The organism is Ensifer sp. Root423 (genome assembly GCF_001426275.1).
Taxonomy (GTDB): Bacteria; Pseudomonadota; Alphaproteobacteria; order Rhizobiales; family Rhizobiaceae; genus Ensifer; species Ensifer adhaerens.
Genome location: NZ_LMEG01000017.1, coordinates 47,870 through 62,006 on the forward strand (window position 1 = coordinate 47,870; position 14,137 = coordinate 62,006).

13 protein-coding genes are annotated in these 14,137 nt (G+C 62.9%); 2 read left to right on the forward strand and 11 right to left on the reverse strand.

Going from position 1 to position 14,137, the window contains the following annotated elements; translation table 11 throughout:
* Nucleotides 1–21: 21 nt before the first annotated feature.
* The 4 genes from ASD01_RS17940 to ASD01_RS17955 form a co-directional block, all read right to left on the reverse strand.
* Nucleotides 22–1,080 (reverse strand): ABC transporter ATP-binding protein, encoded by a 1,059-nt coding sequence (locus ASD01_RS17940; RefSeq protein WP_060644218.1) that lies wholly within the window; start codon nt 1,078–1,080, stop codon nt 22–24.
* Nucleotides 1,081–1,082: 2 nt separating this feature from the next.
* Nucleotides 1,083–1,871 carry an ABC transporter permease gene (locus ASD01_RS17945; RefSeq protein WP_060520829.1) on the reverse strand — a complete coding sequence of 263 codons (789 nt, stop codon included), beginning with the start codon at nt 1,869–1,871 and terminating at the stop codon, nt 1,083–1,085.
* A complete protein-coding gene (locus ASD01_RS17950; protein WP_060520830.1) occupies nt 1,868–2,752 on the reverse strand; it encodes an ABC transporter permease in 885 nt (294 codons plus the stop codon). Before ASD01_RS17950 ends, ASD01_RS17945 begins: the two co-directional genes overlap by 4 nt.
* 80 nt (nt 2,753–2,832) lie before the next feature.
* Nucleotides 2,833–3,951, reverse strand: coding sequence for an ABC transporter substrate-binding protein (locus ASD01_RS17955; RefSeq protein WP_034798554.1), 1,119 nt, complete (start codon nt 3,949–3,951; stop codon nt 2,833–2,835).
* A gap of 227 nt (nt 3,952–4,178) precedes the next feature.
* On the opposite strand from ASD01_RS17955, the gene pdxR reads away from it, so the two are divergent.
* The gene (gene pdxR / locus ASD01_RS17960) at nt 4,179–5,690 is read left to right on the forward strand and encodes a MocR-like pyridoxine biosynthesis transcription factor PdxR (protein WP_060644219.1); all 1,512 of its coding nucleotides are present in this window, start codon (nt 4,179–4,181) and stop codon (nt 5,688–5,690) included.
* Between the two features lie 116 nt (nt 5,691–5,806).
* Here the strand turns inward: pdxR and betA are convergent, their stop codons facing one another.
* The 7 genes from betA to speB form a co-directional block, all read right to left on the reverse strand.
* Nucleotides 5,807–7,492: a choline dehydrogenase gene (gene betA, locus ASD01_RS17965; RefSeq protein ID WP_060529980.1), complete on the reverse strand. Its 1,686-nt coding sequence runs from the start codon at nt 7,490–7,492 to the stop codon at nt 5,807–5,809.
* A gap of 18 nt (nt 7,493–7,510) precedes the next feature.
* Complete coding sequence (locus ASD01_RS17970; protein ID WP_034798550.1) at nt 7,511–8,974, reverse strand: cytosine permease; 1,464 nt, start codon at nt 8,972–8,974, stop codon at nt 7,511–7,513.
* Nucleotide 8,975: 1 nt separating this feature from the next.
* Nucleotides 8,976–9,146 carry a hypothetical protein gene (locus ASD01_RS36205; RefSeq protein WP_089046047.1) on the reverse strand — a complete coding sequence of 57 codons (171 nt, stop codon included), beginning with the start codon at nt 9,144–9,146 and terminating at the stop codon, nt 8,976–8,978.
* 102 nt (nt 9,147–9,248) lie between these two features.
* Nucleotides 9,249–10,139 (reverse strand): polysaccharide deacetylase family protein, encoded by an 891-nt coding sequence (locus ASD01_RS17975; RefSeq protein WP_034798548.1) that lies wholly within the window; start codon nt 10,137–10,139, stop codon nt 9,249–9,251.
* A complete protein-coding gene (locus ASD01_RS17980) occupies nt 10,136–10,873 on the reverse strand; it encodes an SDR family NAD(P)-dependent oxidoreductase (RefSeq protein ID WP_034798547.1) in 738 nt (245 codons plus the stop codon). The genes ASD01_RS17975 and ASD01_RS17980 overlap by 4 nt, the downstream gene beginning before the upstream one ends.
* Entirely contained in the window at nt 10,870–11,652 is a 783-nt protein-coding gene (locus tag ASD01_RS17985; RefSeq protein WP_034798545.1) for an SDR family NAD(P)-dependent oxidoreductase, read from the reverse strand. The genes ASD01_RS17980 and ASD01_RS17985 overlap by 4 nt, the downstream gene beginning before the upstream one ends.
* A gap of 4 nt (nt 11,653–11,656) precedes the next feature.
* Entirely contained in the window at nt 11,657–12,628 is a 972-nt protein-coding gene (gene speB / locus ASD01_RS17990; RefSeq protein ID WP_034798543.1) for an agmatinase, read from the reverse strand.
* A 92-nt stretch (nt 12,629–12,720) separates the two neighbouring features.
* On the opposite strand from speB, the gene ASD01_RS17995 reads away from it, so the two are divergent.
* Complete coding sequence (locus ASD01_RS17995) at nt 12,721–13,650, forward strand: LysR family transcriptional regulator (protein WP_051659442.1); 930 nt, start codon at nt 12,721–12,723, stop codon at nt 13,648–13,650.
* Nucleotides 13,651–14,137: the final 487 nt, after the last annotated feature.

Here is a 14,137-nt window from a genome sequence, read left to right on the forward strand (position 1 = left end):
GACTTCAAAGCTGAGGGAACATCAGGCGGCAAGCACCAGAAGATCGCGATGCGGCAGGCTGACCTCTACGGTGGTGCCAACCGAGGGCGGCGGCCTGTCGGGCTGGTTGAACGTATCGAGCGAAACGAACTGGCCCGCGACCGCCACTTTGATGCGGATCACTGAACCGAGAAAATGCACTGCTGCAATTTCGCCGGAAAGGACGACGCGATCGCAGTCGCTGCGCCCCAGTTCGACCGATTCTGGACGCATCGCCAGGCTGATGCGCTCGCCGGGCCGACCATTAAGCGGCTGGTCCAGCGCCACCGGGACACCACCAAGCCGCACCTTGCCGGTGGTCGCATCCAACACGTCGGCGTCGAGAAGATTGAGCGTACCGACGAATTGCGCAACGAAGCGCGTCGCCGGCCGGTTGTAGATCTCGAACGGCGTGCCGACCTGGTCGGCGACGCCCTGGTGCATGACCACGACGCGATCCGAAATGGACAGCGCCTCCTCCTGGTCATGCGTCACGAAAATGGCGGTGATGCCGAGATCGCGCTGGATTCGACGGATCTCGTCACGCAGGCTAATGCGAACCTTCGCGTCCAGAGCCGATAGCGGCTCATCGAGCAGCAGCACTTGCGGGCGCGGCGCCAGTGCGCGCGCAAGCGCCACACGCTGCTGCTGGCCGCCGGAGAGCTGGAACGGATAGCGCCCCCCGAGTTGAGGCAGGCCAATCAGATCCAGCATTTCACCGACGCGCCGTGCAATGGCCGCCTTGCCCTCACCCGCGACCTTGAGGCCGAAGCCTATGTTTTCCGCCACCGTCAAATTTGGGAAAAGTGCATAGGACTGGAACACCATGCCGATATTGCGCCGGTTGGCGGCAAGCCCTGTCACCTCCCGTCCGTCGATGCTGATCGCGCCTGATGTCGGCGTCTCGAAGCCGGCGACCATGCGCAATACCGTGGTCTTGCCGCAGCCAGACGGGCCGAGGAAGGAGACGAACTCCCCTTTTTCGATGTCGAGGTTGAAATCCTTGACGACACGGGTCGGGCCAAAGGATTTTTCCAGGTGATGGATATCTAGAAAAGCCATGGTCAACGCCTCACGGTGGAGAATTTGGAGAAATGGGTGACAAGCTGGATCAGGGCCATACAGGCCCAGGTGATGGCGAAAGCGACAACGGCGAGCGCCGAGGGTTCGTAGGCGCGGTTGCCACCCATCCAGACCATGTAAGGGCCGAACGAGCCGACGTTGAGCAAGGCGGCAAAGACATATTCGCCGATGACGATCGCGAAGGTCAGGAAGGCGCCGGATAGCACCGAGACAAAGACGTTTGGTAGGATGACGACGGCAAGGATCCGCGTCCAGCCGGACCCCAGGCTCTGGGCCGCCTCCGTCAGGCTGCCGACATCGATGGTGCGCAGGCCCGTGTCGACGGAGCGATACATGTAGGGCAGCGACAGTGTCGCATAGCCGAACAGAAGGAGGAGATTGGTACCCCACCAGCTTCCTGTGAGCGGCAGGACGGAGGATGTATTGTAGATGCGGATGTAGCCGAAGACGATGACGATCGGCGGAATGACCAGTGGCAGCAGCGTCAGGAACTCGACGACGGGGCGCAACCCGGGAAACCGCAGCCGGACAAAATAGGCCGTCGGCACGATGAGCAGGATTCCAAGAACGATCGTGAGCAAGGCCAGAACGACGGAGTAGCCGAAGGTTTGCTGGAACTGCGGATCGGCCAGCACGACGCGGTAAGCTTCGAAGCTGTAGCCATCGCGCTGCATGCGCATGGAGAAGTCAAACATGCCGACGAGCGGAAGGAGGAAATAGAGCCCACCCAAAGCGACGGCGAGCCAGGACCAGACGCGCCTTTCCCTCATTTGACCCACCTTTCCGCGCGCATGCGCAGGAGGATATAGATTGCGTTGGCAATGGCGGTGAGAAGGATCATGGCAAAGGCGATCGCATAACCCAGATGCGGATCATTGAGCACGTCACCGCGGATCTGGGCGAACAGGACGATCGGCGCGATCGAGAGCGATGAGCCGGTCAGCGCAATGGCGGTCGCAACTGCTCCAAAGGCATTGGCGAAAAGCAAAGCCAGCGTGCCGAGAAGCGAGGGCCAGAGCACTGGCAACGCCACCAGGCGCCAGTACTGAAAACCGTTGGCGCCGAGACTTTCGGCCGCCTCTCGCCATTCGCGGCGCAGCCCCTCCAGTGCCGGCGTGATGATCAGCACCATCAGCGGGATCTGAAAATAGAGGTAGGTAAGCGCCAGTCCGAGGAAGGAGACAATGTTGAAGCCGGCGCCATAGAGATTGATGCCGAACCAGTGGCGCAGCAGCATCGTCACGAAACCAAGGCGGCCGAGGGTTGCGATGAAGGCGAAGGCGAGCGGCACGCCGGCGAAATTCGAAGCGACGCCTGAGAAGGTCAGGATGGCATTGCGAAGGGGTCGCGGAAGGCCGCCGAGCGTGATGGCAGCGGCAATGAGGAAGCCGAACAGACACCCGAGCGCCGCTGTCAGCAGGCTGAGCTCGATCGAGATCCAGAAGGCCGATCGTATGGATGGCGCAAGAAGCTTGCCGAGGTTCTCCAGCGTCATCTGTCCCTCAGCGTTGCGGAACGCGCCGAGCACGATGTTGAGCGTGGGCAGGATGAGGAACAGCGTGGCGAAGACGAAGAAGGGGGCGACCCCGAACCAGCTGAGAACCTGTCGTGGCCGGAAGACGGCCGGCAGGGATGCGACGCTTGTCGTCATCGGATTTGTCCCTGGGAAAATTGCGCCAAAGGGGGGCGAGAGGCTTCACGACCGGTGAAACCTCTCTCTCAAGCGGAGGATTACTTCACGTTGGCGCCGACCACCTTGTCCCAGCCCTCGACGATCGCCGTCTTGTTGGCGGAAAGCTCGTCGACCGTCGGGAAGATCGCCTTTTCATAGGCTTCGGCAGGTGGCAGCTTGTCGAGCAGCTCCTGCGGGAACTTGCCAGCCTTCAACATGGCATTGAAGCGCGCCGGGTGGCAGTAGCCCTTCAGCCAACCGGTCTGGCCTTCGTCGGAATAGAGATATTCCATCCACAGCTTGGCGGCGTTCGGGTGTGGCGCGTAGGCCGAGATTGCCTGAACATAGACCCCGGCGACGACACCGGTTGCCGGTACGACGACGTCCATCGGCGGGTTGCCCTTCAACGCGTCACGCCAGGCCAGCAGATTGTAGTCCCAGGCGGCGACGATCGGGGTTTGCCCCTGCGCGATCGTGCCGGCCTTGCCGAGCACAGGCACGAAATTGCCGGATTTGTTCAGTTCCGCAAAGAGCTCCAGGCCCTTGCCGCCCGATTCCGTTCCAGGCTTGGCGCCCCGCGAGATGCCTGCCGACATCAGCGCCAGGATGGCCTGTGCCGAAGACCGTGGATCGCCGGTGAGTGCCACAGCCCCGGAGTACTCCGACTTCGACAGATCCGACCAGTCGACCGGTACAGTATCAAGCAGGTCCTTGTTCACACCGAAGGCCATGACGCCGTAGTAGTCGCCATACCAATAGCCTTGCTCGTCCTTGATGTTTTGAGGAATTTCGTCCCAGGTCGCCACCTTGTAGGGTTGAAGGAGGCCCTCCTTGGCGGCAGCCGGCGCAAAAGCCAGGCCCAGATCGACGACGTCAGGCGCCTGCGAACCCGTGTTGCCCTTGTTCGCGCGGATGGCTTCGAGCTCGTCGGCGGTACCGGCGTCGGGGTTCAGTTCGTTGACTTCGATGCCCGGATACTTCGCCTTGAAGCCGGCAATGACGTCTCCGTAGTTGCACCAGTCGTGCGGAAGCGCAATGACGGTCAACATGCCTTCCTTCGTTGCGGCAGCGACCAGCTCTTGCGATGCCTCAGCCTGGGCAAGACCCGGCAGGGCCGCCGCCAGGGCGAGTGTGGAGACGAAGGCGCGACTGGTTGCACGCGATAGAAGCTTGTTCATGAATTCCTCCTGTTGACCGTCGACGACGGATCGTGGGCGATGGCTGCTTTTTGTCCTTGCATCCGGTCGTCGGCACCGCCGCCTGTCCCGGTTCCCCCGCACCTTGTCTGCGTCCTGCGAAGGGCTGCATCGGTGCGTTTTCGTGTAGGGACAGGATGTAACAATTGGACGACGAAGAAACGTCCATTATGGTGCATTCTACTGTACCACTTTTTGGAGGCGCACCCGTGGTCAAACAGCTTGAAGGGCCAATCCTGCCTTTCCTTCGCCTCGACGCGACAGTCGCCCTGCCGAAATTCCGCCAGGTGCAGGACCAATTGCGCATGGCAATCCTGAAAGGGCACCTGCGCGCCGGAACACGGCTCCCTGCAAGCCGAATCCTTGCCGAGGAGTTGGGCCTGTCGCGCCAGACGCTGGTGCGGGTGCTCGATAACTTGAAGGCGGAGGGCTATCTGGAGGCACGACAGGGTGCCGGTACTTTCGTCTCGGCCGCCTTGCCGCGCCAACCGGCAAAGCCGCTGTCGAGGCCCACCCGCCACGATGTCGCCGACGGCGCGCCGCCGCGGCTATCGCGAATTGGCGACTTGTCATGCCGGATGTCGGCCGATATCGGCCAAATGGAAGACAGGCCTTTCCTGCCCAACCGTCCGGCGCTCGACCGGTTTCCCTTCGCTGTGTGGAGGAAATGCTGGAACGCCGTGACGCGCGGCGGCAAGGCCGTGGCCATGGGCTATGGCGACGTCGCGGGCGAACTGGTGCTTCGCCAGAGGATCGCCGAATATCTGGCCCTGCACCGGCGCGACCCTTGCGATCCCGAACAGATCGTCATCACGCCCGGGGGGCACGCCGCCTTCACGCTTTCGGCTTTGGCGCTTGCCGATCCTGGCGACGGGATCTGGTTCGAAGATCCGGGGCCGGTGACCACCAGCAACCTGTTTCGCACGCTCGGGCTGCGGCTGTGTCCGGCCGATGTCGATGCAGACGGCATGGATGTCGAGGCTGCGATGGCTCGCTATCCCGACGCGCGCCTCGCCTTCGTCATGCCGTCGCGCCACCACCCGCTCGGCATCACCCTATCGCTTCCACGCCGGCTTGCCCTGCTCGAATGGGCGCGGGCGAGCGACGCCTGGATCATCGAGGACGACTACGACAGCGAATTCCGCTACGACGGCGCGCCTTTGCCTTCGATGCGCTCCATCGACAGCGACGACCGGGTGATCTACGCGGGCAGTTTTAGTAAGGCGCTCTATCCGGGCATCCGCGTTGGCTTTCTCGTCCTGCCACCCCAACTCGTCGGGACATTTCGCACGCTCTCGGGGCTGATCCACCGCAGCGTCCCGGTGGAAACCCAGCTCGCGCTCGCCGAGTTCATCGGCGGCGGTCACTTTGCCAGCCATCTGCGCCGGATGCGCGGCCTTTACGCCGAGCGCCGCGAGGCTTTCATGTTAGCCGGGCGGGATGCGCTTGCCGGACTTGCCCGCATCGACTGCTCCGAAAGCGGGCTCAATGCACTCGCCTGGCTGGAGGGCAGCCGGCAAGACCAGGCCTCCCACCGCGCCGTGCTCGATGCCGGACTGCAATGCTATCCCCTGTCGGACTACACGATCGCGACACCTCAGCCGGCTGCGCTCATTCTGGGCTATGCCGGCGTTCCGGCGGATCGAATGAGGCCTCTTCTTTTCCGGCTGGCCGATGCGATCGCCCGATCGCAAGGCCGCATCGGGCGATCAGGCGGTTGAGGAGCCTTTCGACCGCCATGGCCCAATCCTCCGGGTCCTCGTCATCGCCGCGAAGCCGCCGGGCGACCACGTAACCGATACCGCGCAACATGACGCACCGTCCTTTCCAAGGATCATTATTGCCGGACGGCGCGAAGCGGCTTTCCACTGCGCTGGGTGACGCCAACGCCGGGGGCGACGCCGACTGCGGCGTTGGAAGCCGCAAGCAGTGGCTTGCCGCGCACCATGTCGGAGGCGCGTTCCGCCAGCATGATCGTCGGCGCATTGAGGTTGGCGTTGGGCTCTGACGGAAAGACGGAACTGTCGATCACCCTCAGCCCGTTGATGCCGCGGACCTTGAGCTCGCTGTCGACGACTGCCATTCCGTCCTCACCCATGCGGCAGGAGCCGCAAGGATGGTAAGTGCTTTCCATTGTCTCGCGCACCCAGGCGTCGATCTCGTCGTTGCTTCGAACATCCTTGCCCGGCGCCATTTCCTCGCCGCGGAAGCGGTCGAAGGCCGGCTGGGCGATGATTTCGCGCGTCAGCCGCAGGCAGCGGCGGAAGCCCTCGCGGTCCTCCTCGCGGTCGAGATAATTGAAAAGGATATCCGGTTGCTCATGGGCTTCCGGAGAGCGTAGCCGGACATAGCCGCGGCTCTTCGGCTTGTTCGGACCGGTCAGCACCATGAAGCCGTGGCCGTCGAGCGGCTTCTTACCGTCGTAGCGCATGGCGGCCGGCAGAAAGTGGAACTGGATATCCGGCCATTGCAGCGACGCGTCGGAGCGAATGAAGCCGCCGCTTTCGAAGTGGTTGGAGACCGAAAGCCCCTTCTTGAACAAGAGCCATTCGGCCCCGATCAAAGCCTTGCTGAAGAGCCCCATCTTGCCGTTGAGCGTGATCGGCTCCTTGCAGGCATACTGGATGTAGACCTCGGAATGATCCTGCAAGTTCTCGCCGACCCCTGGCAGATCGTGCAGCACGGGAACACCGGCCCTCTGCAGCATGGCGGCTGGCCCGATACCGGAGCGCTGCAACAGGTGCGGCGATCCGATCGGTCCGGAGGAAATCAGCACCTCGCGGTTGGCGCGCGCGACATGGCGCTCGCCACCGAGTTCGTACTCGACGCCAACGGCGCGCTTGCCTTCGACAAGCACGCGCCGCGTCATCGCATGGGTGATGACCGTGAGGTTCGGCCTCCCCATCGCCGGCTTCAGATAGGCGTTGGCCGTCGACCAGCGCACCCCGTCCTTGACGGTCATGTGCATCGGGCCGAAGCCCTCCTGCATGTGCCCGTTCGGGTCGTCTGTGGTGATGTAACCCGCCTCGCGGCCGGCATCGACGAAGGCGCCGTAGAGCGGGTTCTTCATCCCGTTGCCGGCATTGGTCGCAAGCGGACCTGAGGCGCCGCGATAGCTGTCGCCTCCGTCCTGCCAGCTTTCGGCGCGCTGGAAATAAGGCAGGCAGTTGGCGTAGCGCCAGCCGCGCGCGCCAAGTTCCTCCCACTCGTCGAAGTCGCTGGCGTGGCCGCGCATGTAGACGAGCCCGTTGATCGAGGACGAGCCGCCGATGACCTTGCCGCGCGGGCAATGCACGCGCCGGCCGTCGAGACCGGGCTCCGGCAGGGTCATGTATTTCCAATTGTACTTCGTTCCGTTCATCGGGATCGAAAGCGCCGTCGGCATCTGGATGAAGATCGACTTGTCGCTGCCGCCGAATTCAAGAACCAGCACCCTGGTCGACGGGTCCTCCGAAAGGCGGTTGGCGAGCACGCAGCCGGCCGATCCTGCGCCGATGATGATGTAGTCGTAGGTGTCGCTCATGGCGGTCTTCTCCAGGCGTTACGGGTATTGGCCCCAACCACGGCCACGGGCAAAAAGCCGAGTGAGCACGTAGTGGGTGGCGCCTGCGGCAAGGCAGGACGGCACGGAGGCGGTCAGGTATTTGAAGGCCGGCAGGCTTGCCAGCGTCTGCGGATTGAAGACGGCGACATAGACGATGAAGCCGACCGCAAGGGCAAAGAGCCCGATGGGGTTGAAGCCCGCCCAGAACCGATACGGTCCGTTTTCCTGCGGTCCGTGCAGGCTGCGCATGTCGAGCTTCTGGCCACGCAGGAAGAAGTAGTCGGCGATCCCGATACCGGCGAGCGCGGAATTCAGCGCGGAAGTCCAGACGAGGAAGATGAAGAAACCGTCATACATCTGCGGGTAGAAGACCACGAGCCCGAACGGGATGAGGCAGAAGAGGAACAGGATCGCGCCCCAGGAAATGGCGCGAACCGATGCAGTTCCGACCTGCCTGAGGCCAACGATCGACGTGTAGAGGATGTTTGCCATCGAGGTCATGTTGGCGAAGGCGACGAAAAGCAGCGCAACGATGCCGATCATCGGACCGGCGATCTTCGTCATCCAGATCGTCGGATCGCTTTCGCCGAGTGCGACTGCTGCAAGCAGGCCGACAATTTCGCCGAGTGCTGCCGCCGCGAAGATACCGAGAACATTGGGCCAGAAGGCGGTGCGCTCGTTCTTCGTCAGCCGCGCCAGATTGCCGATATAAGGCCACCAGGAGAAGCCGGCTGCCAGATTGACCTCGACCGCGACGATGAAGTTCAGCGTCTTGTCCTCGAAAGGCGGCGCAAGGGCCGGCAAGGCCAGAAGCTCGCCGATCGAATGATGGCTGAGGATGAGGTAGAGCATCGCCACCATCAAGAGGACCAGCGCCGGCGACACGACCATGTTGAAGAACTTGATCGAGGTCGGCCCCTTGGCGACGATGAACCAGGTGAGCAGGATTGCGCCGATTGCGGCGATGATCATCTTCGCGCCCGTCGGATTGGCGGCCTCACCGGCGCTCAGCGCCATCAGCCCGTCGATCGAGCGACCGAACATCATCGCGAGAACCGCAAGCCACCCCATGGTGAGAATGACGACGGCGAGCACATAGACGACGCGGCTGCCGTTGTAACCAAATTGGCTGCGCAGCGCCACGAACTGCTCGACGCCGTAGCGGCCGGTCATGGTGGTGGTGGCAAGCGCCGTCAGCACGACGCCGACGATGTTGCCGATGATAATGGCGGCGATACCCTCCTTCGGCCCGACGAAGAGGCCGACAGAGCCGCCGATCAGAAAGGCCCAGGTGGCAATCGCCAGTGCCGAATTGGCATAGGTGAACTCCCAGAAGCCCCAGAGCCGTTCAGACGGCAAGAGGGGCGCATCGCCGCGCTCGGCGGCAGCACGATTGCGGGCGGCCTCTTCCTGTTCCGTCTTCAAAGTGGAGATATGTTCGAGTGCGACATGATCGGTCATCTCAAGCCCCCCAGAGCCAGAAGCCGACGACCAGCACGAGCGTCAATACCGTCATGCCGGTGTAGTCGAGCGCAGTCATCGTGCCCTCGAAGCGGTCGCCCGCCTCGATATCTTCGTAGATGCGGGCGCGCCGCGCCAGTTCGCTCTGCCAGGCGATATCGTTGTTTTCCATCGTCGTTCCCCTTTTCGCGTCGCGCCTTCTGGCGTCTTTCCGCGAAGTCCATTGCGGCTCCATCAGCCGCCGATCTTCGGAAGCGGATAAACCCGCTGCCGGCTACCGAACCGTGACGGGCTCGGAATAAAAGGGCAGTCGGTCAATCCTCGGCGACCAGCTGCCGTTTTCGGCAACACGCCGCACATGGGCGGCAATCTCCTCCATCGGCGCGAACCAGACGTCACCGCGCGTGAGAACCTGTTCGAGGAAGCGATGCACCACCTCCCAACGGGCAAGCCGGCCGGTGGCAAAGGGATGCACGACCGGCACCCAGAGCGCGCCGTGGCGATAGGCCGCCTCGAACTCCTGCGAAAAGGCGGCAAAGCCCTGCTCCGGCGCGCGGATTGGCATCATGTAGTCGAGGTCCATCGACTGAACATATTGCGGCCAATCGTCGAGGCCCCAGTGCGACGGCAGCTCGACGAGGCTGCCGGCGTCGCATTCAAGCAGATAGGGAATGTCGTCACCCATCAACGAGGCGTCGTAGGCAAAGCCCCGCGACACCAGGAGGTCAGCGGACCGGTGGGAAAAGTTGTAAAGCGGCGCCCGCCAGCCACGCGGTCGCTTGCCGCTGGCCTTCACGATCACCTCGATGCCGCGGTCGAGCCAGTGCGCCTCTTGCTCGTCCGAAAGTTCGCGGGGGTGCTCGTGCAGGAAGCCGTGATGCGCCAGCTCGTGGCCGCCTTCCAGTATGGCCTCGATCGCCTGCGGATATTGTTCGATGCACCAGGCCGGCACGAAGAAGGTCTGCTTGATGCCCAGTTGCCGATAGCTCTCGACAATGCGCGGGATCGCGACTTTCGGCCCGTATTGCAGCATCGAGATCGCCGATACGCGGCTGTGGCCATCCTTTGGATGGGCGATATGGACGAGGCTGTCGGCATCCATGTCGAAGGTGATGGAGGCGGCGCATTTGGCGCCGTTCGGCCAGGGAATGGGATTGGCGATCATGGCATGATGCTCCCGCCGTTGCTGCCGATCCCCTGGCCGGTGAAGTAGCGCCCGCCGGAGCCGGCGAGAAACCATGCGAGTTCGGCGATCTCCTCGGGCTTGCCGAAGCGCGCAAGCGGGATCGCCAGTTCCCTGGCACGCCATTCGGCGCTCATGTTCGCCGCCCCAAGCATCTCGGTATCGATCGGACCGGGGCAGATCGCATTGACCAGCACGCGCGGCGCAAATTCCTTTGCCCAGGAACGCACCAGACCGAGCACGCCGTGCTTGGACGCGACATAGGGCGAAAAGGTCTCGCGGCCGTAATAGGCCATGTCGGAGGCAATCATGATCAGCCGCGCTGGCTCCTCAGCCGTTCCCCCCATCAGCCCCAATGCCATCTTGCCGACGAGGAAGCTGCCACGCAGGTTGATGGCGATGACCCGGTCGAAATCCGCAACGGGCGTTTCAAGCAAGGCCGCTTCATGAATGACGCCGGCGCAGTGGACGACGATATCCAGTCCGCCGAACGTCTGTTGCACCACCTCGCCGATGGCGGCGACCGAACCTTCGTCTGAGACATCGCAGGCAAGCGTCAGGGTTTCCGTAGCCCCTGCCTGTACAGCCGAAATCGCCGTCTCGTCCGGTTTGCGAATATCGGCAAGCGCAACCCGAGCTCCTGTCGCTGCGAATGCCAGGGCGCAAGCAGCCCCAATACCGCGATAGGCGCCGGTGACAAGAACGCGCGCACTCATGCCATCACCTCGCCGCGGTCGAGCATCAGCGCCTGGCCCGTCATGTCCCTTGCGCCATCGGAAGCGAGGAAGAGATAGGGTGCAGCGAGGTCTTCCGGTTCCAGGAGGCCCGGCAGGACCTGGGCTCCCACGATCTCGTCCAGCAGGTCCTGCTCGCTGCGCCCGGTGCGCAGCGACATGTTCTTCAGCGACAGCATCGCCGCCTCGGTGCGCACCCAGCCGGGGCAGACGGCATTGACGCGAATGCCTCGTCCCCCAAGTTCCTTGGCCATCACCCGGGTGAAACCAAGATTGGCGTGCTTGGAGGCGATATAGGCGGAGAACTCCGGCACCGCGACACGGCTCCAGATCGACGCGGTGACGACGATGCGGCCCCCCTCGCGCATGTGAGGCAGCGCATGGCGGGTCACATAAAAGGTGCCGTTGGTGTTGATATCGGTGATGCGTCGGAACGTGTCTTCTACGCTATCGTCTTCGTCGGTCACCGGCGTAATGCGCTCGAGCCCGGCATTGTTGACGAGGACATCGATGCGACCAAGCGGCGAAAGCGTTGCCTTAACGGCAGCACTGTCGGTGATATCGCATTCGAGCGCCGCGATCCTGCGGCCGAAGCGTTCAGACATCTCGCGGGCGGCCTCGTAAATTCCACGGCCGGAGGAAAGAATTGTGACCTCTGCCCCGGCGGCGGCAAAACCTTCCGCGACGGCGCGGCCGATGCCGCGGCTGGCGCCCGTCACCAGCACGTGTTCGCCGGAAAAATCGTAAGCGATACGACCCATGGTCTCAGCCTCTCTTGGCGTGCATGACGCGGCCGATGAGGTTCATCAGCACCTGGGCGGCGAGGATCGAGGTCGAGCCTGAGTGGTCGTAATCCGGCGCAACCTCGACCAGGTCGATGCCGACGATGGTGCCGCGCCTGGCGAGTATCGAGAGGATCTCCAGCACCTCGTAATAGATGAAGCCGCCATGGGACGGCGTGCCGGTGCCCGGCGCAATCGAGGGATCGAAGCCGTCGATATCGATCGTGACGTAGTAGCGGGCTCCGGCCGGCACGCGCGAAGCAACCTTCTCCGTGCCGAGCGCGCGGATCTGGCGCACGGACAGGATATCCGAGCCCATTGACCGCGCATCCTCGTAGCCTTCCTTGGCCGTCGAGGAAACGTTGCGGATGCCGAACTGCGAGAGCCCGGAGACATAGGGCTTCTCGGCGGCCCGGCGCATGGGATTGCCGTGGCCGTAGCGAACCCCGTGCCGCTCGTCGACGAAGTCGAGATGCGCGTCGATCTGGACGATATGGATCGGGCCGTGTCCAGCACAGTCGTCTTCAAACGCGTTGATGCAGGGGATGTTGACCGAATGGTCACCGCCGAGCACCACCGGAAGCGCGCCGGCGGCCAGGATCTTGCGCACGCCGAATTCGATGTTGGCATGGCTCTTCATCGTGTCGGTGTGGACGATGTCGGCGTCACCGATATCGACGATCGAAACCTTGTCGCTCGGCAGGTAGGTGACGTCGTCCTCGTGATCGTAGGCGCCCCCATGGCCGAAGGAAAACAGCGTCGATGCCTCGCGGATGGCCCGCGGCCCGAAGCGGGTGCCGGCGCGCCATTGCGTACCGCAGTCAAACGGCGCGCCGAGGATCGCCACATCCGCATCGATCGCATCCCAGTCCGGCTGGTAGGGATATTTGCCGAAGGTGCAGATGCCGACGAACGGCAGGTTCAGCCGCCCGGTTTCATAGGAATTACCCGCCATGTCTCTCCTCCTCAGGATGAAGGGAGTGTGTGGAAGGTCGATACGCTTAAAAATATCTATGATTGGATGTTTAGTTGTGACTTAATCAATGAATGATCAACAAGGTTCGCCATCGCATCCTCAATCTGTCGCTCGGCGATGCAGAGTTGAGATTGTTGCGTGTCTTTGCCTCCGTCGTGCAGCATGGGGGGTTTTCCGCCGCGCAATCATCACTCGGGATGACGCAGGCGACCATCTCCACCCATATGCGCCACCTTGAGGAGCGGCTGGGCTTACGCCTCTGCAGCCGCGGGCGCAGCGGTTTCCTTCTGACCGACGAAGGACGCCTCGTTTATGAGGCGACGCTGGATCTTTTCGGCTCGCTGGAAAAGTTCCAGAGCCGTGTCGGCGAGGCGCAAGGGGAACTGACCGGCAGCCTGACCTTCGGCACGGTCGACGCGATGATCACCAACCGGGATCTCGATCTCCAGGGGGCACTCGCCGCCTTCCACCGACAGGCGCCGCGTGTGCATCTGGAGATCGACGTCGCCGCGCCGCAGGTGCTACATCAGGGCCTTCTAAATGGTGGTTATCAGATCGTGCTGATGCCGACGGTCGGCAGCGCGACGCCGCATTTGCGCACGCAGCCCGTTTTTTCCGAGGTGCAGAAACTCTATTGCGCGCAGGGTCACCCGCTATTCGACCTGCCCGACGATGCGCTCACCGACGCAGTTCTGGAAGCGCAGTCTTTTGCTGGTCGCACCTACATGCTTACCGAGACGATCTGTGGGGTAAACTTCCACTGGGCGGCGGCCACGCCGCACATGGAGGGCACGCTGCTATTGCTCCTCTCCGGCGCCTATATCGGCTTCTTGCCCGACCACTACGCCGACGAATGGGTACGCAACGGTCGCCTGCGGCTGCTCGCCCCCGAGCGCATGACGTTCGAGGACATGTTCCACATCGCCCATCCCCGCAGCAAGCCCTCGCGTGCCGCCGAGACGCTTGCCCAGGCGATCCTCGCAAGCGCGCGCCCCGGCTAGACTCGATGGCGATTTCGGGGTGATCCTCGACACGCGGATTGGATGTGTCGGACGACTCAATCGTGGTAACGATCTGTTCGGTGAACTGCGGCAACGCCCATAGCGAACCTGAATCAGCCGGCGGCACCTTTCCGCTAGCGCCCTCGGCATGATCATGTACCCGACGCGCAGGGATTGCAGCAGCGTCATGCTGAAGGCGCCGATATAGATGACCTGGCGGGCCTGATCGAGCGCTTTCAGCGGTGGAATCGGACCGCCCCGATAGCGAAACTCGCTGCCCAGATCGTCCTCGATGATCAGCGCCTCGTGGCCGGAATGTCGGACATAATGCAGTCATGCAGGTAATCGGCGAAGGTGTCGCCATTCTGTCGGACAGCGCAACGGTCGCCATGGCGGTGCCAAGAGCAATGGCGGCATCCATCAGTATAACCCCGCACGCAACTCGACGGCATGCCAGCTTGCTGCATTCGATGAAGGCGGGCGCATT